Here is a 17,597-nt window from a genome sequence, read left to right as displayed (position 1 = left end):
GGAGCTGACAGCGCCACGAGTCATCGACGTTTTTGTTTCTACCGGGCCCCGGAACAAATCCGGGGGAATTGTGCGTTGCAGAAAGCTAGCGCCCTAGCTCCCCACCGATTCCCCGTGCAGCTCGGTATCGAGACCCTTGCGTTCAGCCTCTTCGCTGACCCGCAGGCTCATGAATTTCGACATCACGAACAGGATGATGAAAGTCACCGCGCCGCTATAGAGGGCAACCGAAAGCGCGCCCCAGGTCTGGGTCCAGACCTGCAGCAGATTGCCTTCAATGGCCCCCGGCGCGCCGCCAATCGCCTCAACCGCAAACACGCCAGTCAGTACCGCGCCAACAAAGCCGCCAATGCCATGCAGGCCGAAGGCATCGAGGCTGTCATCGATCTTGAGCAGGCGCTTCAGCCCGGTCACGCCCCAATAGGCGCCGGCCGCGCCGCCAGCGCCGATGATGAAGGCCGCCCAGGCCGGCACGAAACCGGCGGCCGGTGTAATCGCCACCAGACCGGCCACGGCGCCTGACGCCGCGCCCAGGGCGCTGGCCTTGCCGCGCAGGCTCCATTCCAGGATCATCCAGGTCAGCGCCGCCATGGCCGCAGCGATCTGGGTGGTGACAAAGGCATGCGCCGCCGCACCATCCGCCGCCAGGGCCGAGCCGCCATTAAAACCGAACCAGCCCACCCAGAGCATGCCCGCACCGATCAGGGTGAGGACGAGATTGTCCGGGATCAGTGCCCCGCCCGGCCAGCCGCGCCGCGGACCCAATACCTTGGCCAGCACCAGACCGGCGACACCGGCATTGATGTGAACAACCGCGCCACCCGCAAAATCGAGCTTGCCGGCATCGCCCAGGAAACCGCCGCCCCACACCCAGTGGCAGACCGGGGCATAGACCAGGACCAGCCAGAAAGCCGCGAAAATCAGGAACGCCGAAAACCGGATACGCTCAACCGCCGCACCGGCAATGATCGCCACAGTGATAATGGCGAAGGTGAGCTGGAACATGAGGAAAAGATTGGCCGGCAGGTCACCATTCATGGTCTCCGGCGCGATCCCGGCCAGCCCGGCATTGCTGAGACCGCCGACAAAGGCATTGACCGGTCCGCCATGAGAGAAGGCCAGCGAATACCCCACCAGCGCCCATAAAACCGTCACCACAGCGGCAGCGCCGAAACTCTGCATCAGGGTGGAGAGCACGTTCATGCGCCGCACCATGCCGGCATAGAACAGGGCCAGCCCCGGCAAGGTCATCATCAGAACAAGCGCCGTCGATGTCAGCACCCAGGCATTGTTTCCGCTATCCACGACCATTCCCTCCACATCACTGCTGGCATGTTGCGTCGCAGCAGAGCTAGGAACAGGGCCGGACGCCTGTCCATGCAATTGCGCGGATATTGTGCGGAAGCGGCTCTGGCGCTCGAATATTGTGCAAACCTGCCTCGTAAACGAGCACGGACGCAAAATTCTGCGTCACAAACCGACTGACCGGGTGACCCATGCCCGAGCTGCAGACAAAAAAAAGGCCCGGCTGCGGTTGGCGCAGCCGGGCCAGTCATACGTCTTCAACCGGGGAGGAGTGGTTTCGACGCTTTAAAACTCGCTGCAGCGCCTCGAGACAGACTCGAATTGCTGCGTCGCAACAATAATTGGTGCAGCGCAGCGTGAGGTCAAGGGGGGTGGGTGAAGTTTTCCGCTGAATAACGCTCATACGAAAAGTTTTGGGCGAATTAACCGGCCCAGCCATAAGCGCTGCACGTTTGTTTTACGGTGCAGCGCCGCATTGATTAGACGAAATCATCGGCTAGGCTGATCGCCGAGGGAAGAAACGGGCCAATAATCGTGCGCAAAAGCATTATCCGGTCGACGGGGCATTACATCCCGGAAGCCGTTATTACCAATGAAGAACTCGTCGCCAGCTATAATGCCTGGGCCGAGCGCTTCAATTCCGACAATGCCGCCGCCATCGCCGCTGGCGACATGGCCGAGCAGCCATTGTCGAGTGTTGAGTTCATCAAAAACGCGTCCGGTATTGAACGTCGTCACGTCGTTGAGAAGTCAGGCATTCTCAACATCGACACGATGACGCCGGAGATAGCGCCGCGCCCGTTTGAGCAGACCGCCTTCCAGGCCGAGTTCGCCATGAAGGCGGTCACGCCCGCGCTGGAAAAGGCCGGTATTTCCGGCTCTGACGTCGATGGTGTCATCGTCGCGTCCTCGGCCCAGCAGCGAAACTTTCCGGGCCTGGCCTGTGAAATCCAGGACCTGATCGGGTCGAGCGGGTTTTCCTTTGACCTGACCATGGCCTGCGCCTCGGCCCTTTATGGCCTGCACATCGCCAATGGCATGATCCAGTCCGGCCAGGCCAAGCGCATGCTGGTCTGCTCACCGGAGATCATGACCTGTATCAATGTGCATTCCCGCCGTGATGTGCACTTCATTTTCGGTGACGCAGCAAGCGCCATTCTCGTCGAGGCCGATGACGGCCAGGACGGCGGCTGGGACGTGGTCGGCACGCATTGCCAGAACAAGTATTCCATCGCCCTGCGCTCCGATTTCGGCTTCATCAATGACGCCGAGCGCACGGTGGATCCCGATTATGCGCCGGGCCTGGACCAGGACGGGCACAAGGTCTTCAAGGACGTGGTCGGCTTCGCCCCGACTGTCGCCCGCTCAATGATGGATGATATCGGACTGGAACCGTCCGAGGTGCGCCGCACCTGGCTGCACCAGGCCAATATCCGCATGGTCGACATGATCGCCAAACGCATCCTCGGCCGCGACCGGACCGAGGAAAACGCCCCGGGCATCCTGCACGAATACGGCAACACCTCCTCCTCGTCCGTCGTCATCAATTTCGAGCAGAACTCCGATGACATGGCTTCAGGCGAACATGGCGTGATGTGCGCTTTCGGCGCCGGTTATGGTGTCGGCGCGGCGGCTGTGCGCAAACGATAGGAACAAATACGATGAAATATCCGGCTTTCGGCATTGCCCTTCTCACCCTGACCGCCTGCTCCGCACAGGAACCGGTCGAGGAAACCCCGGCAGAGACGCCGGAAGCCGTCGTAGAAGACGCCCAACCCGCGCCGGAAGAGGCCGCTGAGGACGCGGCTCCGGCCATGCCGGGCAATGACATCTTCATCTACGCGCTGGAGTGGGAAGACGGTGTCCCGTCGCTGGGCGAGCGCGTCACCCAGGTCGACCGGCCGGGCTATGACAATCAGCCCTTCTTCACCCCGGACGGCACCGCCCTGCTCTACACGGCCGGGGATAATGAAAGCGGTGAGACCGATATCTGGCGCCTCGATATCGCTTCCGGCAATTCCCAGCCCGTGACCCGCACCCCGGTGGAAAGCGAATACTCGCCGCGCATCGCCCCCAATGGCATGCGTCTGAGCTATCTGCTGCAGCCTGAAGGCGGCTATGCCGGCAATGCGGCCCTGGCCCGGTTCGACAATTCCGAACGCGAGCTGGCGCATGAGCTGGCCCCGGTCGGTTATTATGTCTTCTCCGGGGACATGAACCATGTCGCCGTCTTCTATCTCGGTGAGCCGGGCAGTGTAGGGCCCTTCACCCTGCAGCTGATCGACCGGACCACCACGCCGGAAACCGTGACCCAGATTGCGGAAAATCCGGGCCGGACCCTGTATCGCACGCCGCGCGGCCAAGCGGCCTATTTCTCCGTCGGTGATGCTGAAACCGGCGCCCACACGGTGCACACGCTCGATTTTGCCAGCGGCACGGCCGAAGTCCTGTTCGACCTGCCCGGCACCAGCCAGGACTTCGTGTCCATCGGCGCGCCTGATGACACGGTCGATTTCCTGTCGACCAATGACGGCCAGATCGTCTGGCGCAATGATGAGGGCACCTGGCAGGCCATCTTCGACCTCGCCGGCGCCGGCCATACCGGCGTCACCCGTCTGGCCGTGAGCCCGGACCGGTCACTGATCGCGCTGGTGGCTGAGGAATAGCGTGAGCCAAGCCGGCTTCCCAATAAGCGGTAAGCAAGCATAGACAGACGCCTCCTCGCCCTTGATGGGCGAGGTGGATTGCGGCGCAGTCGCAAGACGGAGTGGGTGCGCGCCGAAGGCGCACATAAAACCTGCAAAGTTCGAGTTGGTTCGCAGTAGCGGCTTCGCCGCGTCACCCACTCCCCCGCTGCGCGGGACCTCGCCCATCAAGGGCGAGGAGGGTATGTCAGCGTGTTGTCGCTGACCTAGACCCGGACTTGCCTGCCCTCGCGGAAGCGGGGCATCCGGGCGGAGATCCGGGACCGCGCCGCGAGCCTCGAGGTCCCTGATCTGCGCCCCGCGTGCGCGGGGCATCCGTCAGGGATGACAATATTGGGAAGAGCGCAGCGGAAAGCGGCACGTGTCACCGCTCTCCTTCTCCCTTGAGGGAGAAGGTGCCCGGAGGGCGGATGAGGGGGGAATCGCAGGCGTTGGCGTTTCCACCCTCTCGCTTAATCCCTCTCCCGTGGGAGAGGGGGAGCGGCCAGCCTACAAGCCCCCTAAACCGGCTGAGCCTCGGTGATCTTGTAAGTCAGATCATCGCCGTCAGCTTCGTGGATGGTGAGATACTCGCCGACACGCATGACATGCTCGCCGAGGCGGAAGACCGGCTCGTCCGGGCCTTCATGCTCCTCGTCATAGTGGAAGAACCAGTGGCTCCCGCGATGGGTCAGCCAGCCATCGGCTTTTTCAGCCTCGTCAGGAGAGAAGCGGTCGACGGTGCATTTGGCGCGCTCGGCCCGCCATAGCTCGACATCGAGATGGCCGTCCTTGTCCAGGGGGGCGACAACGACATAGCCGTGATTATCATCGCCCTCTGGATAACCGGCATCCGGATTTCGGCCGAGGCGCATGACGATACGGGTCAAGGACATGGATATCTCCCTCATTTGTTTGTGCCCATATCAACCCGACCGGGCGGCCGCGTCCAGCACTTCCGGCGCGTCAAACACGCGCAGGCCTGTTGGCAAGATCAAAGCGCTTCTGCTACACCCCGGCGCCCGCTTGATGAGGAAACGCCCCGCATGTCCAAAGACGCCGCGAAATCGAATGCCCCACGCGCCTGGCAGCGCATGATTTCCGGCCGGCGTCTCGATCTGCTCGATCCCTCTCCCTTCGATGTCGAGATCGAGGATATCGCGCACGGCCTCGCCCGTGTGGCGCGCTGGAACGGGCAGACCAAGGGCGATCATGCCTTTTCCGTCGCCGAGCACTCTGTTGTAGTGTTGAACATCCTCGACGCGCTTTATCCGGGGCTCGACGCCAAACTCCGCCTGGCGGCTCTGCTGCATGATGCGCCGGAATACGTCATTGGCGACATGATCAGCCCGTTCAAGGCCGCGCTCGGCGTGGATTACCGCTCCTTCGAGGACCGCCTCGAGGCGGCGGTGCACCTGCGCTTCGGTCTGCCGGCCAAGTTGTCGAAGGAAAACAAGCGCAAGATCAAGCGGGCCGACATGATCTGTGCCTATTTCGAGGCGACCCAGATAGCTGGTTTCACGCATGAGGAATCGATCAACTTCTTCGGCCGCCCGCCGGCTGGCCTGGAGATCGCCATCCGCCCGCTGCCGGTGAAGCAGGCCCAGCTGCTCTTCCTCGAGCGATTTGAAACCGTGCTGGCCGAGGTCGAGGCCAAAGGGTAAGACGGGGCCATGGCAGCGCTCGACAACAGCCTTATCGTTGGTCTCAACGCGGTGATCCTGTCCGTCGATGCGGACCGGCCGCAAGTGCTGGTCGTGGCCCAGCAGGACGGTGAGGTCGCCCTCCCCTTCGGCCCGTTCGATCCGGACGAGCATCGCACTTTCGAGATCGGCCTGCGCCGCTGGGTCGCCGAACAGGCCCGCTTCCAACTCGGCTATGTCGAACAGCTCTACACCTTCGGCGACCGCGGCCGCGAGGCCCCGATCGCCGCCATGGGCGACGCCGACGATGCACGCATCATCTCGGTCGGCTATCTCGCTCTGACCCCGGACACGGAAACCCCGCCGGATGGCGGCGGCATCTGGCAGGACTGGTACAGCTTCTTCCCCTGGGAAGACTGGCGCCAGGGCAAGCCGGCTGTGATCGACAGTGAAATCCTGCCCCGCCTGTCCGCCTGGGCGGATGAGGCCGCGGTACCCGGACGCCGGGCTGCGCGCCATGACCGCCTGAAGCAGACCTTCGGATTGGGCGGATCAAGCTGGAATGAGGAACGCGTTCTGGACCGGTTTGAGCTGCTCTACGAGGCTGGCCTGATTGCCGAGGCGGCCCGCGACGGCCAGGCCGAACGCGATCCGGGTTGCGCCGGGCTCGGCCGGGTCATGGCTTCCGATCATCGCCGGATTCTGGCCACCGCCCTGTCGCGCCTGCGCGGCAAGGTGAAATACCGCCCGGTGGTCTTCGAGCTGATGGAAGACCTCTTCACCCTGTCCCACCTGCAGCATGTCGTCGAAGCCATCATCGGCCATCGCCTGCACAAGCAGAATTTCCGTCGCGCCCTCGATCGTGCCGGTTTCGTGGACGGGACAGGCAAGTTCGAAAGCCAGACCGGCGGCCGCCCGGCAGAGCTCTTCCGCTATCGCCGTGAGGCGCTCGCGGGCCTGCCCTCACTGGGCCTGGCCACCCCGCGGCTGAAAGACAGCTGACTCAACCTGTGACGGATATTCTGGACGCGAACCACTCTAAACGGTAAGGTAACGAGTGAGCTGGGGGGCTTGTTGTGCGTACCATCATGACCTGTGCTGCTATCGCCATCGCCTACGGCATCGCTTTGATGTCGGCGATCACAGGTGCCTGGTGGCTGGCAGCACTGATTGCCGCGGCGACGAGCATGGCTCTGGTCTATCTCCCCGCCTCGACGACACCGCCCAAGCGCGCAGCCTTTGCCGCGGTGATGCTGGCCACACTGATCGTCGGCATCTCCCAGTAAGACCCGACTTCGGTCACATCGACGAGGAACCTGGTTTTACCAGCTGGTCGCTTGCGCTTTGCTCAAACTGAGCATATATCGGTTCCATCATTAGGCTCAGTTCGAGCATAAGGCGGCTTTCAAAAAGTCGCCGTTTATCGGATCTAACAAATGCTCATTTAGAGCATAAAGGCGTCAAAATCATGATGCCGAGACGGGGAGTAACATGATGGACCGCTTGAATTGGGACGGCAGCCAGGCCAGCACCGATGCGAACGCCAGCGAGGCCTCGAACCCCTATCTCCTGCCGTATACCGATGAGGTCAAGGCGGCAACGGACCATCTCTATGAGCGCGTCAAACACGTCGTGACACCGATGGAATGGCCGCAGAAGGCCGCCCTTATCCACGCCATCAACACGCTGAAGGCGGAGAAAAACGCCGTTATCCTCGCCCACAACTACATGACCGCGGATATCTTCCACTGTGTCGGTGATTTGATGGGCGACAGCCTCGCCCTGGCGCGCATGGCAGCGGAAAGCGATGCCGATGTCATCGTCCAGGCCGGGGTTCACTTCATGGCCGAAACCGCCAAGGTCCTGGCCCCGGAAAAAACCGTGCTCATCCCCGATATGGAAGCCGGCTGTTCGCTGGCCAGCTCGATCACCGGTGAGGATGTCCGCCGCATCAAACAGGCCTATCCCGGCGTGCCGGTTGTCACCTATGTGAACACTTCGGCGGATGTGAAAGCCGAATGCGACATGTGCTGCACCAGCTCCAATGCGGTTCAGGTCGTGGAAAGTCTCAACAGCGATACCGTCATCCTCCTGCCGGACCAGTATCTGGCCAAGAATGTCGCCGCCCAGACCGATGTCAAAATCCTCACTTGGGCCGGCAGCTGCGAAGTCCACGAGCAATTCACCACCGAGGACGTGCAGGACCTGCGGGACGCTCATCCCGGCGTGGTGATCATCACTCACCCGGAAAGCCCGCTGGAAGTCGTACAGGCGGCCGACTTCGCCGGTTCGACCGCCGCCATGGCGGACTGGGCACGCAAGAGCGGCGCCAAGAAAGCGGTGCTCCTGACCGAGTGTTCGATGAGCGATAATGTCGCCGTGGAAGTGCCTGAGATCGAGTTTATCCGGCCCTGCAATCTGTGCCCGCACATGAAGAAGATCACGCTGGAAAACATCTATGACGCCCTGCGCTTCGAGCAGCATGAAGTGCATGTCGACGCTGATGTGATCGAGGGGGCCCGCGCCTCTGTACAGGCCATGCTCGACCTGCCCAAGCCGGCCGCACCGGCGAGCTTCGACCCGGCCTGCCAGGAAAAACCCGTGGATATTGTCACGGTCTAGGAGAGCGGCGTGAAACTCGTCAGCCAGGACGGTCGCGAACTCTACGATTTCGGTACTGACCAGGACGGGCAGAGCCTGCTCAGCCTGTTGATCACCAATGCCAAATTCCAGGACGGGCCGTCCGACGCCGTGGCGCATAATGACAAGGTCAACGCCCTGCTGCGTGCCGTCGACCCGGCCAGTATTGCCGGTTTCGAATTGCATCAGGACCGGTTCGACGGTGAGGATGTCATGAAGATCCGCCGCTCGCTCCTGTTCCAGGCCGTAGGCCGGCATTTGGCCGGGCGGTTTTCCGATGCCGAGCGCGACCGGCTGATCGAGATCAGCTTCTTTCCCATGAAACTCAACCGGGCCCAACACGCCCAGGTCTGCAAGGACCTCAACAAGGCGCTGGACGATTTCGCTGCGGCGCGCGAGCGAGGCCGTAATGGCTGACCGCACGCTCATTATTGGAGCCGGTATTGCCGGTCTGTGGGCAGCCTTGAAGCTCGCCCCCAAACCGGTGACCCTGCTGACCGGATCGCCACTGGGTGAAGGCTCGGCCTCGGCCTGGGCCCAGGGCGGGGTATCGGCAGCCCTGGCCAGCGATGACAGCGCGGCGCTACATGCGGCCGATACGGTCCGCGCCGGCGCCGGCCTGGTTGCCCCCGAAGCGGCCCAAGCCATGGCCGAGGGCGCGGCAGTAGAGGTGGAAGCCCTCGCCGCCCTGGGCGCCCCGTTCGAACGCGACGGCCATCGCTGGGCCTTGTCGCGCGAAGCCGCTCATTCCGCACACCGGGTCGCCCGGGTGAAGGGCGATGGGGCCGGCGCAGCGATCATGGCGACCTTGATCAAGGCAGTGCGCAGCGCCGCTCATGTGGAGCTTCTGGAGGGCTGGACGGCCATTCAACTCCTCGGTGACGAGACCGGCTGCAGCGGCGCGCTCGCACGTGGACCACAAGGCGATACGACCGCCATTACAGCCGCCCATACAGTGCTGGCCACCGGAGGCGCGGGCGGATTGTTTGCGCTGACGACGACGCCCGCCGGCGCCCAGGGCCAGGCCATGGCCATGGCCGCGCGTCTGGGTGCTGTGATCCAGGATCCCGAATTCGTGCAATTCCATCCCACCGCGCTCAATGCGGATCTGGACCCTGCACCACTGTGCACCGAGGCCCTGCGCGGCGAAGGCGCGACCCTCACCGACACATCCGGCAAGCGTTTCATGAAACCCGTTCATGACGATGCCGAGCTGGCACCGCGTGACGTGGTCGCCCGTGCGGTCCACCGCCAGAATGCTAATGGACAGGGTGCCTATCTCGATTGCCGCGAGGCCATCGGCGAGCACTTTCCTGATCGCTTTCCTGCGGTTTTCGCCGCCTGTGAGCGCGCCGGTATCGATCCACGTATCGAGCCCATCCCCGTCGCCCCGACCGCGCATTATCATATGGGCGGAGTAATGACGGATATTGATGGCCGCACCAGCATCAAGGGTCTTTGGGCGATTGGCGAATGCGCCTCCTCAGGCCTGCATGGCGCCAACCGGCTGGCATCGAACTCGCTGGCGGAAGGCCTGGTCGCTGCGGCACGCTGCGCCAAGGCCGTCCGGACCACAACACCGCGCCAGCCTCAGCCCCCCCGTGCCGGGCAACACCCTGAAAACGTGGAAGCCGCTCCGGCACTTCCGCCCCTCGCCCTGACCCGTCTGCGCCAGGCGATGTCGCGACATTGCGGGGTCGAGCGCTCGCAAGCCGGACTGTGGCAGCTGGTCGAGCTGATCGACGAGATTGAAGCGCGCTACGGACAGAGCGATGCCATCCTGGCGGCACGCTTCATAGCCACCGCAGCGCTTCAGCGTGAGGAAAGCCGTGGCGGACATTTCAGGACCGACTATCCTGAAACCAGCCCGGACGCCCGGCACACCCGCCTGACCCTTGCAGATCTGGCGGTAATGCACGCATCTCGCCGCTCCAATGCCCTGCCGGCCGAATAGGACACATCATGACCGTCAATCCCATCCCGCCGCATATCCTGCGTGACGCGGTCAGCCGCGCGCTTGCCGAGGACCAGGGTGGCCGCGGCGATATCACCGCCCTGGCCTGCATCCCGGCGACTGCGAATGCGAAATTCTTCTTCAAATCGCGCGGCGACGGTGTGATCTGCGGCATGCAGCCGGCGCTTGAAGCGATCTGGCAGATGGATCCCGAAGCGCTGGTCAAAACCCAGGTCGAGGATGGTGAAAGGGTTGAGACGGGCGATATCATCGCCAGCGTCCTCGGCAAGGCGCGCGCGCTGCTGTCGGCAGAGCGTATCGCCCTCAACTTCATGGGCCGGATGAGCGGGATCGCGACCTTCACCAAGCGTTATGTCGATGCGGTTGACGGCACGGGCGCGCGGATAGCTCACACGCGAAAAACCACGCCGGGCCTGCGCGCCTTTGAACTCCAGGCCGTTCAGGCCGGCGGCGGCGCATTACACCGCTTCGGGCTCGATGACGCCATTCTGATCAAGGATAATCATGTCGCCGTCTGCGGCGGGGTCGCCGAAGCGGTACAGGCGGCCAAGTCCAATGCCGGGCATATGACCCGGGTCGCGGTCGAGGTTGACCGGCTGGATCAATTGCCCGCCGCGATCGAGGCCGGGGCGGAAAGCGTACTGCTGGACAATTTCTCGCTCGAGGACCTGCGCGGTGCCGTGGCTGAAGCCAAGGGCAAGGTCATCCTGGAGGCCTCCGGCGGGGTCAATCTGGAGACCGTGCGCGGTATCGCCGAGACCGGGGTCGATGTCATCTCCGTCGGCGCGCTGACCCATTCAGCACCGAACTTCGACATCGGTCTGGATGAGGCCTAGGCGACTTTCGCCAGCAACTCGGCCAGTGACCGCGCGCCGGCAACCGGTTCCGGCAAGACCTGTTCGCCGAAAGTTGTTCCTGCGCGGAATTCCTCAGCCAGGCTGTCATACCAGATCAGATCGCCCTCATGGCGGGCCAGGACCCAGAAGCCGACGCCATGTTCGGCCCCGTCCGCGGGGGACCAGACTTCCGGCTCAATACGGATATCATTCCACAGTGCGGCCTGCGCGGCATCCAGCTCGCCCTCGGCCACCAGGACCATGCCGCGAATCTGCGCCTCGGTGACTAGGCTCATGCCTCGTCCGTCACCGGCGGGGCCGCAACACCTTTCGCCGCCACTTCTTCCGGACTCAAACCACACAGCTCGTGCGGAAAGACCAGCCAGTCATCGCATTCATGCAGGAAGAAGTCCGGCGTCAACTCGGTCGTATTGCGCTTGGGTTTGTAATAGACGGTGGCGATACGGGTATCGACGGGATAATTGCGCCGCAGCTTCGACTTGAGGACACGCAGGATGGCCTCGATCGAACGGCCGCTATCGAACACATCATCGACGATCAGAACCCGGTCCGTCGCATCGAGCGTGTCGACCAGATAGCCCTCGCCATAGACCTTCACCTCACGCGATTGCTGATCAATGCCGGTATAGGACGAGGTTCGCAGGGCGATGTGATCGGTTTTGATGCCCTTGTATTCCAGATATTCCTGGACCGCGATCCCGACCGGCGCTCCACCGCGCCAGACACCGACAATATGGGTGGGGAGAAAACCGCGTTCGATGACCTGGGAAGCCAGTTTGAAACTGTCGCGCAACAGCTCATCGGCGGTGATGTAAGTCTTGGCAATGCTCATGCTTCAACTTGGCCTGACTTGCTGCTGATCTCAAGCGCTTGCCTCGGCTCTGCGCATGGCTAGGCTGGCGGCAAATCGCAAGAGGTTCCCCATGCGCCGAAACTCCGACACCCCCGCCGGCACGGTTACGTCGATCACCGTCACCAGTCAGGCGATTGCCAATAATATGCTCGGCGACGACCTTGACCGCCGGGTCGATGTCTATGTGCCGGCCGGACATGACGGCAAAGGCCTTCCGCTCCTGGTCGATCTGGTCGGGTTTACCGCTGGCGGGCCCAAGCACACCAATTGGCAAAATTTCGGCGAGAATGTTCCCGAACGCGCGGACCGGTTGATTGCCGAGGGCAAGATGGCGCCCTGCGTCATCGCGTTTCCCGATTGCTTCACCCGGCTCGGCGGCAATCAGTATATCAACTCTGCGGCGATGGGGAATTGGGCCGATTTCCTGATCCGGGAATGCGTACCTGCGATCGAAACCCAGTTCGGTTGCGGCGGTGATGGCAAGCGTGGCGTGTTCGGGAAGAGCTCAGGCGGGTACGGCTCCATGGTGCATGCGCTTTTATATCCCGATTTCTGGGCGGCAGCCGCCTGCCATGCGGGCGATATGGGGTTTGAACTGGGCTATGCGCCGGACTTCCCGCACACGCTGCGCCGCATCGCCAAGGGCGGTGGTACCATCGAACGCTTCATCGACAGCTTCGAAAACGCGGTGAAACTGTCCGGAGATGACCTGCACGCGCTCATGATCCTGGCCATGGCCGCGACCTATGATCCTGATCCGGACAGCTATCTCGGCATCCGCCTGCCGGTCACCATGGATACCTGCGAGCTCATTGAGGAACGCTGGGCGCAATGGAAACGGTGGGACCCGCTGGAACTTGCCGACGCCCATGGCGAAGGTCTGAAACGGCTTAAGGCGCTCTATATCGATTGCGGCGATGTCGACCAGTACAACCTGGTTTATGGCGCCCGCCGCATGACCCGCAAGCTGACGGCGATGGGAGTCGAACACATTTATGAGGAATTCCCCGACAATCACTCCTCGGTGGATTACCGGATGGACATTTCCCTGCCCTACCTGGTCAAGGCGCTGAGCGGCTGAGCCCTAGGCCGGAGCAATAATGCGCGGCTTGTTGCCCACCATGGCAGAGGTGAAGCTCGTCGCGACCAGGGCGATACCGATGCGCGCCACGATGGTGAAGAACAGCAGCAGGATCTTGTCGTCAGACACGATGTAGCGCACGCCCGCCGTCCAGCGCCCCGGCAGCGGCAATTGCGCCAGCATGTCTTCGACATAGTCCGCCATATCGAGCATGGCATGCAGCAGACCTTCCGCCGTCAGGGCGAGCGTCGACAGCATCAAAATGGCCAGCACGAAGGACAGCATCAGGGTCGAGATCATCGACGCGATCGAGGAAATCAGGCCCGGCCCTGCGACATGGTAGCGGTCGCGCTGGGTAAAGCGGGTCCAGATATTGCCGATCACACCGAGCATGATGCGGGCGATAATCGTGAACAGCAGCAGGACGATCTTGTCGTCACTGGCATAGATGCGCACCAGGTTGTTGTAGCGCTCGGGCATCGGGATGGAGACGATGGCGTCCTCGATCAGGTCGGCACCGTCCTGCACCCAGCCGAGCCATTGCGGCAGGTAGAACCAGAGCGAGACCAGCATGACCATGGCCAGAACCATGGACACGAAAAGCGTCACGGAAATTCCTGTCAGACGGCTCATGGCCCCGCTCCCTTTATCCCCACGTCCTTCTTAGCCCGGCTAAACGCCGGACACATGACAATACTCTTTGCAGGGGAATCCGGCGGGAAAACGGCAGACTAGTCGATCGGTTCCTGATCGGCGGCCGGCTGCCCGGGCGCTTCCACGATCTGGACCCAATACTCACCAATCGAATTGATCACCCGCATCAGGCGGTCGAGCGAGATCGGCTTCACGATATAGGAGGACGCACCCAAGCCGTAGCTGGACAGAATGTCGTCTTCGCTCTTCGAGGTAGTCAGGATGATGATCGGGATATCGCGCAGATTCGGGTCAGCTTTGACCTCTTCCAGCGCTTCACGCCCGTCCTTCAACGGCATGTTGAGATCGAGCAGGATAATGCCCGGGAAGGGCTCGCCCTTGAGGTGAGCGTAATTGCCCTCGCGCTTGAGGTAATCGAGCAATTGCTCGCCATTCTCGAGGAATTCGAGCGGATTGCGCAGGCGCACTTCCTCGCACGCCTCTTTGAACAGGAGACGATCATCCGGGTCGTCATCCACCATCAAGATCGTGAAAAGCGCGTCTTCAGTGCTCATATGCCCGCCTCTTTGCTTGTCCCAACCCGTAGCCCCCAGACCGGGTTTTTTCAACCTTTACTGCTGAGCCGGTAGCCCCAGGGTGAAAGTCGCGCCCTGTCCCGGCTGAGAGCTCGCGCGAAGCGTGCCCTTGTGACGCTGAACGATTTTCATACACGTGGCGAGACCGATACCGGCGCCACTATACTCATTGCGCGAATGCAACCGCTCGAACATCGAGAAGATACGATCGGAATATTTCGGATCGAAGCCGATACCATTATCGGCCACGGAGATCTCCGCATATGCCCTCCCGGCATGCTCGGCCTGCCCCGCCGAAAAGGTGATTTCCGGCCTCTGCCCCGCCGGTTGGTATTTCAAAGCATTACCCAGAAGGTTTTGTAACACAATCCGTATCTGCCCTGCATCCCCATAAACGGATGGCAAATCTACGGCCGTGATCACCGCACCGGAGCGCTTGACCTGTTCGGACAGGGCATCGAGCACGATCTCCAGCACATCGTTCAGATCGACGCGCTCATGCTTGATGTCGCGCTGGCTGGCGCGGGAAAACTCCAGTAGCGAATCTATCAGATGCCGCATTCGACCGGCCGCATCGATCATGCGGTCGAGATAGAGCTGACCGTCATCGCCAAGCTGGTCCGCATAACGGTCGGCCAAACGGCCGCCGAAACTCTCCACCTTGCGCAGGGGCTCCTGCAAATCGTGCGACGCAGCGGAGGCGAAAACTTTCAGGTCTTCATTGATCCGAGCCAGCTCTTCGGCGTGTTCCGATGCCTCACGCCGAGCCCGTTCCACTTCGGTCAGGCGACTGGCCAGATACAAGGCCGACCCCAGTCCGGCTCCGGTTACCGCGACAACCGCCAGCGACGTGACAGCGCGAATATCCGCCGGTAGACCCGGCAGGATCAGGGCGATCACCGCCCCAGCGGCCAGGATCACCGGGATAATACCGATCAGCATGTCCGGTCGCAGGAGGCCACGCTCGGCGGGCCGCCCCCCGCTACGGTCCTTATTGTCCTGTCCCTGGCTCATATCCCGCCGCCCTGCCGGATCGGCAATATCAGCGTGAAGACCGCGCCCGCATCCGGCTCGCCCCAGGCGGTCAGCTCGCCGGAATGGCGCTCAGCGATCTTGCGACAGGTTGCCAGTCCGACACCGGTTCCATCGAACTCCTCGCGGCCGTGCAGACGCTCAAACATGCCGAAAATCCGCTCCGCATGGCGAGGCTCGAAACCGATACCATTGTCGGCAACAGCAATACGGGCCACCGCACCGGCCTCTCCGACCTCAACCGAGCCTTCGATCGAAATCGAGGGCTGCGTCCCGGCACGGCGGAATTTGAGCGCATTGGCAATCAGGTTGAGGAAGAGCTGATGCATTTGTGCCGGATCGGCTTCGATTGCCGGCAGCTCGCCGACGCGGATTTTCGCATCTTCCGAGGCGATGCGTGGCTCGAGGTCAGACACGACATCCGCGACCACGGCAGACAACTCAACCGGCAGGAAGGAGGTGGTCTTGGAATTGACCCGGGAATAGCTCAGCAAATCATCGATCAATTGCCGCATTCGGCCCGCGGCATCGACCATGCGCTCGAGATAGTGGCGACCGGTATCATCGAATTCGGCGCCGTATTTGTTCGACAGGCGGTCGCCGAACGCCTGGATTTTCCGCAACGGCTCCTGCAGGTCATGCGAAGCGGCGTAAGCGAACTCCTGCAGCTCGGCATTGGAGCGCTTGAGCTCCTGGGCATAGCGGCGCAGCGCCTGTTCGTCCTGACGCCGTTTGGAAATATCGCGGAAGGTGACAACAGCACCGCCGCTGACATCATCCGGATTGATCGCCGTGGTCGAGAACTCGATCGGAATGGGCTGACCGCTTTTGGTCCAGAACACTTCCTTGTCGGTTTCCACAATTGGAACGCCAGCGGTATGAACCGGGCATTCCTCGCGCGGATAAATGGTACCGTCGCGATGCGAATGGTGGATCATGGCGTGAGACGATTTGCCGACCAGCTCGTCCTCGCTATAGCCCAGCATTTCGCAGGCACTTCGATTGACGAAGGTGATCGCCCCATCGCGATCGATGCCGTAGATCCCCTCGCCGGCCGACATCAGGATCTGGCTCAAGCGCTGACGCGCTTCCTGCGTCACCAGCGCGCGCTGGCGACTGATATTCCGGTGCGCACTGAAAAGGACCGCAAGAAGAATGAATGACAGCGCCATGGCCACAGCGAAAACGCGCAGAACAGCCTGCGCCTGGCTCGCTCCGGCCAGCGCTTCTGAGAGTTCGATCTCGGTGATCACCCCGAAGTCGCGCTTCTCACTCCATTCCCAGGCCCCCATCACCAGAACGCCGCGCGGATCGCGATAACCTTCAAGGTTCTGTCCCCGATTTCCGGCCGTCACATCGCGCGCGGCGAAGGTCAACGGCCACTCGCCATAGGGGCGCACTCCCGACGAGATCGAGCGCAAGGTCATTCCCGGATCACGCGCATCGAGATGCAGCATGGACGGATGTCCCTCGGGCAACAGCCCGGCCTCAATGAATTGCCGGTCATAGCGCGAATTGCTCAACAGGCGACCGGAGCTGTTCACCACATAGGTATCGCCAGATACGCCAGTGCGCCCGACCTGGAAGGTCGAGGTGTATTCGCGCAGAGGATCGACCTCGAAAATCAGAAAGCCGACGACCCCGGCAGGCTCACGCAGCGGGATGATCAAGTCGATGACGCTCAGCTCACTATGACCATCGCCCTCCTCGCCGGACTGCAGCCGGTCAAGGATGCGCGGCGAGGTCAGCCGAATACCATCAGCCGCTGTGCCCGAGACGCGCAGGGCCTCGCTTTGCAGGCCGAGCCGCTGCTCGTCCATTGCCGACAGCACCCTGCCGCCCCGATCAACGAGCTCATAGCCACGATAGCCATATTCGGCGACGCGCGTGTCGAGGCGCATGCGCGCCTCGAGCTGCACGTCAGCCGACATCAGCTCTGAAGCGCTTCCCAGCTCACGCAGCTCTTTGACCGTTGCGATCAGCCCTTCATCATCGAGCCAGATACTGCCGTGATCCTCCTGGTGCAGCGCCCAGGCCTCAAAACGCTGTATCGTATTGGCCAGCACAGATTGCAGGGTCGAGGCATTGGTTTGTCGCGCTGACGTCATCAGCGCGCGCTCGCCTGCGGCCACGGCGAGAGCAACCACAATCACGAAGGCTACAGCCAGAATGCCCGGCAGCACCTGGGACACCCAGGTCTCCGTGTCGGAGCCGTCCTGCCAGTCGCCGGCATCACTGCCCAGCCCCGGCTCGACTATCCTGTCTGGCCTTTGTTCCGACATTTATGTCTCAACGAAT

18 protein-coding genes are annotated in these 17,597 nt (G+C 62.2%); 10 read left to right on the top strand and 8 right to left on the bottom strand.

Annotated elements, in window-relative coordinates; translation table 11 throughout:
• Positions 1-93: 93 nt before the first annotated feature.
• Entirely contained in the window at positions 94-1,311 is a 1,218-nt protein-coding gene (locus Q1V57_RS15460; RefSeq protein ID WP_300532618.1) for an ammonium transporter, read from the bottom strand.
• 528 nt (positions 1,312-1,839) lie between these two features.
• Between Q1V57_RS15460 and Q1V57_RS15455 the strand changes: the two genes are divergently transcribed.
• Both Q1V57_RS15455 and Q1V57_RS15450 read left to right on the top strand, forming a co-directional pair.
• A complete protein-coding gene (locus Q1V57_RS15455; RefSeq protein ID WP_300532616.1) occupies positions 1,840-2,955 on the top strand; it encodes a beta-ketoacyl-ACP synthase III in 1,116 nt (371 codons plus the stop codon).
• 11 nt (positions 2,956-2,966) lie between these two features.
• Positions 2,967-3,971, top strand: a complete 1,005-nt coding sequence (locus tag Q1V57_RS15450) for a hypothetical protein (RefSeq protein WP_300532614.1) — start codon at positions 2,967-2,969, stop codon at positions 3,969-3,971.
• A 539-nt stretch (positions 3,972-4,510) separates the two neighbouring features.
• Here Q1V57_RS15450 and Q1V57_RS15445 read toward each other — a convergent pair.
• Positions 4,511-4,885 carry a hypothetical protein gene (locus Q1V57_RS15445; RefSeq protein ID WP_300532612.1) on the bottom strand — a complete coding sequence of 125 codons (375 nt, stop codon included), beginning with the start codon at positions 4,883-4,885 and terminating at the stop codon, positions 4,511-4,513.
• A gap of 150 nt (positions 4,886-5,035) precedes the next feature.
• On the opposite strand from Q1V57_RS15445, the gene Q1V57_RS15440 reads away from it, so the two are divergent.
• From Q1V57_RS15440 to nadC, 7 genes are all read left to right on the top strand, one after another.
• The gene (locus tag Q1V57_RS15440; RefSeq protein WP_300532610.1) at positions 5,036-5,653 is read left to right on the top strand and encodes an HD family hydrolase; all 618 of its coding nucleotides are present in this window, start codon (positions 5,036-5,038) and stop codon (positions 5,651-5,653) included.
• A 9-nt stretch (positions 5,654-5,662) separates the two neighbouring features.
• Positions 5,663-6,634, top strand: a complete 972-nt coding sequence (locus Q1V57_RS15435) for an NAD regulator (protein WP_300532608.1) — start codon at positions 5,663-5,665, stop codon at positions 6,632-6,634.
• Between the two features lie 74 nt (positions 6,635-6,708).
• Positions 6,709-6,918, top strand: a complete 210-nt coding sequence (locus Q1V57_RS15430; protein WP_300532606.1) for a hypothetical protein — start codon at positions 6,709-6,711, stop codon at positions 6,916-6,918.
• Between the two features lie 208 nt (positions 6,919-7,126).
• Positions 7,127-8,254, top strand: coding sequence for a quinolinate synthase NadA (gene nadA / locus Q1V57_RS15425; RefSeq protein WP_300532604.1), 1,128 nt, complete (start codon positions 7,127-7,129; stop codon positions 8,252-8,254).
• Positions 8,255-8,263: 9 nt separating this feature from the next.
• Positions 8,264-8,689 (top strand): hypothetical protein, encoded by a 426-nt coding sequence (locus Q1V57_RS15420; protein WP_300532603.1) that lies wholly within the window; start codon positions 8,264-8,266, stop codon positions 8,687-8,689.
• The gene (locus Q1V57_RS15415) at positions 8,682-10,226 is read left to right on the top strand and encodes an L-aspartate oxidase (protein ID WP_300532601.1); all 1,545 of its coding nucleotides are present in this window, start codon (positions 8,682-8,684) and stop codon (positions 10,224-10,226) included. Before Q1V57_RS15420 ends, Q1V57_RS15415 begins: the two co-directional genes overlap by 8 nt.
• A gap of 8 nt (positions 10,227-10,234) precedes the next feature.
• Entirely contained in the window at positions 10,235-11,083 is an 849-nt protein-coding gene (gene nadC, locus Q1V57_RS15410) for a carboxylating nicotinate-nucleotide diphosphorylase (protein WP_300532600.1), read from the top strand.
• Here the strand turns inward: nadC and Q1V57_RS15405 are convergent.
• Complete coding sequence (locus Q1V57_RS15405) at positions 11,080-11,379, bottom strand: hypothetical protein (protein ID WP_300532598.1); 300 nt, start codon at positions 11,377-11,379, stop codon at positions 11,080-11,082. The two genes, nadC and Q1V57_RS15405, sit on opposite strands and share 4 nt — an antisense overlap.
• Positions 11,376-11,936: a phosphoribosyltransferase family protein gene (locus tag Q1V57_RS15400; RefSeq protein WP_300532596.1), complete on the bottom strand. Its 561-nt coding sequence runs from the start codon at positions 11,934-11,936 to the stop codon at positions 11,376-11,378. The genes Q1V57_RS15405 and Q1V57_RS15400 overlap by 4 nt, the downstream gene beginning before the upstream one ends.
• A gap of 91 nt (positions 11,937-12,027) precedes the next feature.
• Here Q1V57_RS15400 and Q1V57_RS15395 point away from each other — a divergent pair, with 91 nt between their 5' ends.
• Positions 12,028-13,038: an alpha/beta hydrolase-fold protein gene (locus Q1V57_RS15395; RefSeq protein ID WP_300532594.1), complete on the top strand. Its 1,011-nt coding sequence runs from the start codon at positions 12,028-12,030 to the stop codon at positions 13,036-13,038.
• A gap of 3 nt (positions 13,039-13,041) precedes the next feature.
• Here the strand turns inward: Q1V57_RS15395 and Q1V57_RS15390 are convergent, their stop codons facing one another.
• The 4 genes from Q1V57_RS15390 to Q1V57_RS15375 form a co-directional block, all read right to left on the bottom strand.
• Positions 13,042-13,671, bottom strand: a complete 630-nt coding sequence (locus Q1V57_RS15390) for a hypothetical protein (protein ID WP_300532592.1) — start codon at positions 13,669-13,671, stop codon at positions 13,042-13,044.
• Between the two features lie 98 nt (positions 13,672-13,769).
• Complete coding sequence (locus Q1V57_RS15385) at positions 13,770-14,246, bottom strand: response regulator (RefSeq protein WP_300532590.1); 477 nt, start codon at positions 14,244-14,246, stop codon at positions 13,770-13,772.
• Positions 14,247-14,303: 57 nt separating this feature from the next.
• Positions 14,304-15,281 carry an ATP-binding protein gene (locus tag Q1V57_RS15380; protein WP_300532589.1) on the bottom strand — a complete coding sequence of 326 codons (978 nt, stop codon included), beginning with the start codon at positions 15,279-15,281 and terminating at the stop codon, positions 14,304-14,306.
• Positions 15,278-17,581 (bottom strand): ATP-binding protein, encoded by a 2,304-nt coding sequence (locus Q1V57_RS15375; protein ID WP_300532587.1) that lies wholly within the window; start codon positions 17,579-17,581, stop codon positions 15,278-15,280. Before Q1V57_RS15375 ends, Q1V57_RS15380 begins: the two co-directional genes overlap by 4 nt.
• Positions 17,582-17,597 lie beyond the last annotated feature (16 nt).

This window comes from Maricaulis sp. (assembly GCF_030149425.1).
In the GTDB taxonomy this organism is placed as follows: domain Bacteria; phylum Pseudomonadota; class Alphaproteobacteria; order Caulobacterales; family Maricaulaceae; genus Maricaulis.
Note: the sequence above shows the minus strand (reverse complement) of the source record. Positions and strands in the feature narration are given on the sequence as shown.

What these genes read in the sequence shown, in the direction of transcription:
- Q1V57_RS15460 (WP_300532618.1), bottom strand. Translation starts at nt 1,311, where the DNA reads ATGGTCGTGGATAGCGGAAACAATGCCTGGGTGCTGACATCGACGGCG.
- Q1V57_RS15450 (WP_300532614.1), top strand. Translation starts at nt 2,967, where the DNA reads ATGAAATATCCGGCTTTCGGCATTGCCCTTCTCACCCTGACCGCCTGC.
- Q1V57_RS15445 (WP_300532612.1), bottom strand. Translation starts at nt 4,885, where the DNA reads ATGTCCTTGACCCGTATCGTCATGCGCCTCGGCCGAAATCCGGATGCC.
- Q1V57_RS15440 (WP_300532610.1), top strand. Translation starts at nt 5,036, where the DNA reads ATGTCCAAAGACGCCGCGAAATCGAATGCCCCACGCGCCTGGCAGCGC.
- Q1V57_RS15435 (WP_300532608.1), top strand. Translation starts at nt 5,663, where the DNA reads ATGGCAGCGCTCGACAACAGCCTTATCGTTGGTCTCAACGCGGTGATC.
- nadA (WP_300532604.1), top strand. Translation starts at nt 7,127, where the DNA reads ATGGACCGCTTGAATTGGGACGGCAGCCAGGCCAGCACCGATGCGAAC.
- Q1V57_RS15415 (WP_300532601.1), top strand. Translation starts at nt 8,682, where the DNA reads ATGGCTGACCGCACGCTCATTATTGGAGCCGGTATTGCCGGTCTGTGG.
- nadC (WP_300532600.1), top strand. Translation starts at nt 10,235, where the DNA reads ATGACCGTCAATCCCATCCCGCCGCATATCCTGCGTGACGCGGTCAGC.
- Q1V57_RS15405 (WP_300532598.1), bottom strand. Translation starts at nt 11,379, where the DNA reads ATGAGCCTAGTCACCGAGGCGCAGATTCGCGGCATGGTCCTGGTGGCC.
- Q1V57_RS15400 (WP_300532596.1), bottom strand. Translation starts at nt 11,936, where the DNA reads ATGAGCATTGCCAAGACTTACATCACCGCCGATGAGCTGTTGCGCGAC.
- Q1V57_RS15395 (WP_300532594.1), top strand. Translation starts at nt 12,028, where the DNA reads ATGCGCCGAAACTCCGACACCCCCGCCGGCACGGTTACGTCGATCACC.
- Q1V57_RS15390 (WP_300532592.1), bottom strand. Translation starts at nt 13,671, where the DNA reads ATGAGCCGTCTGACAGGAATTTCCGTGACGCTTTTCGTGTCCATGGTT.
- Q1V57_RS15385 (WP_300532590.1), bottom strand. Translation starts at nt 14,246, where the DNA reads ATGAGCACTGAAGACGCGCTTTTCACGATCTTGATGGTGGATGACGAC.
- Q1V57_RS15380 (WP_300532589.1), bottom strand. Translation starts at nt 15,281, where the DNA reads ATGAGCCAGGGACAGGACAATAAGGACCGTAGCGGGGGGCGGCCCGCC.
- Q1V57_RS15375 (WP_300532587.1), bottom strand. Translation starts at nt 17,581, where the DNA reads ATGTCGGAACAAAGGCCAGACAGGATAGTCGAGCCGGGGCTGGGCAGT.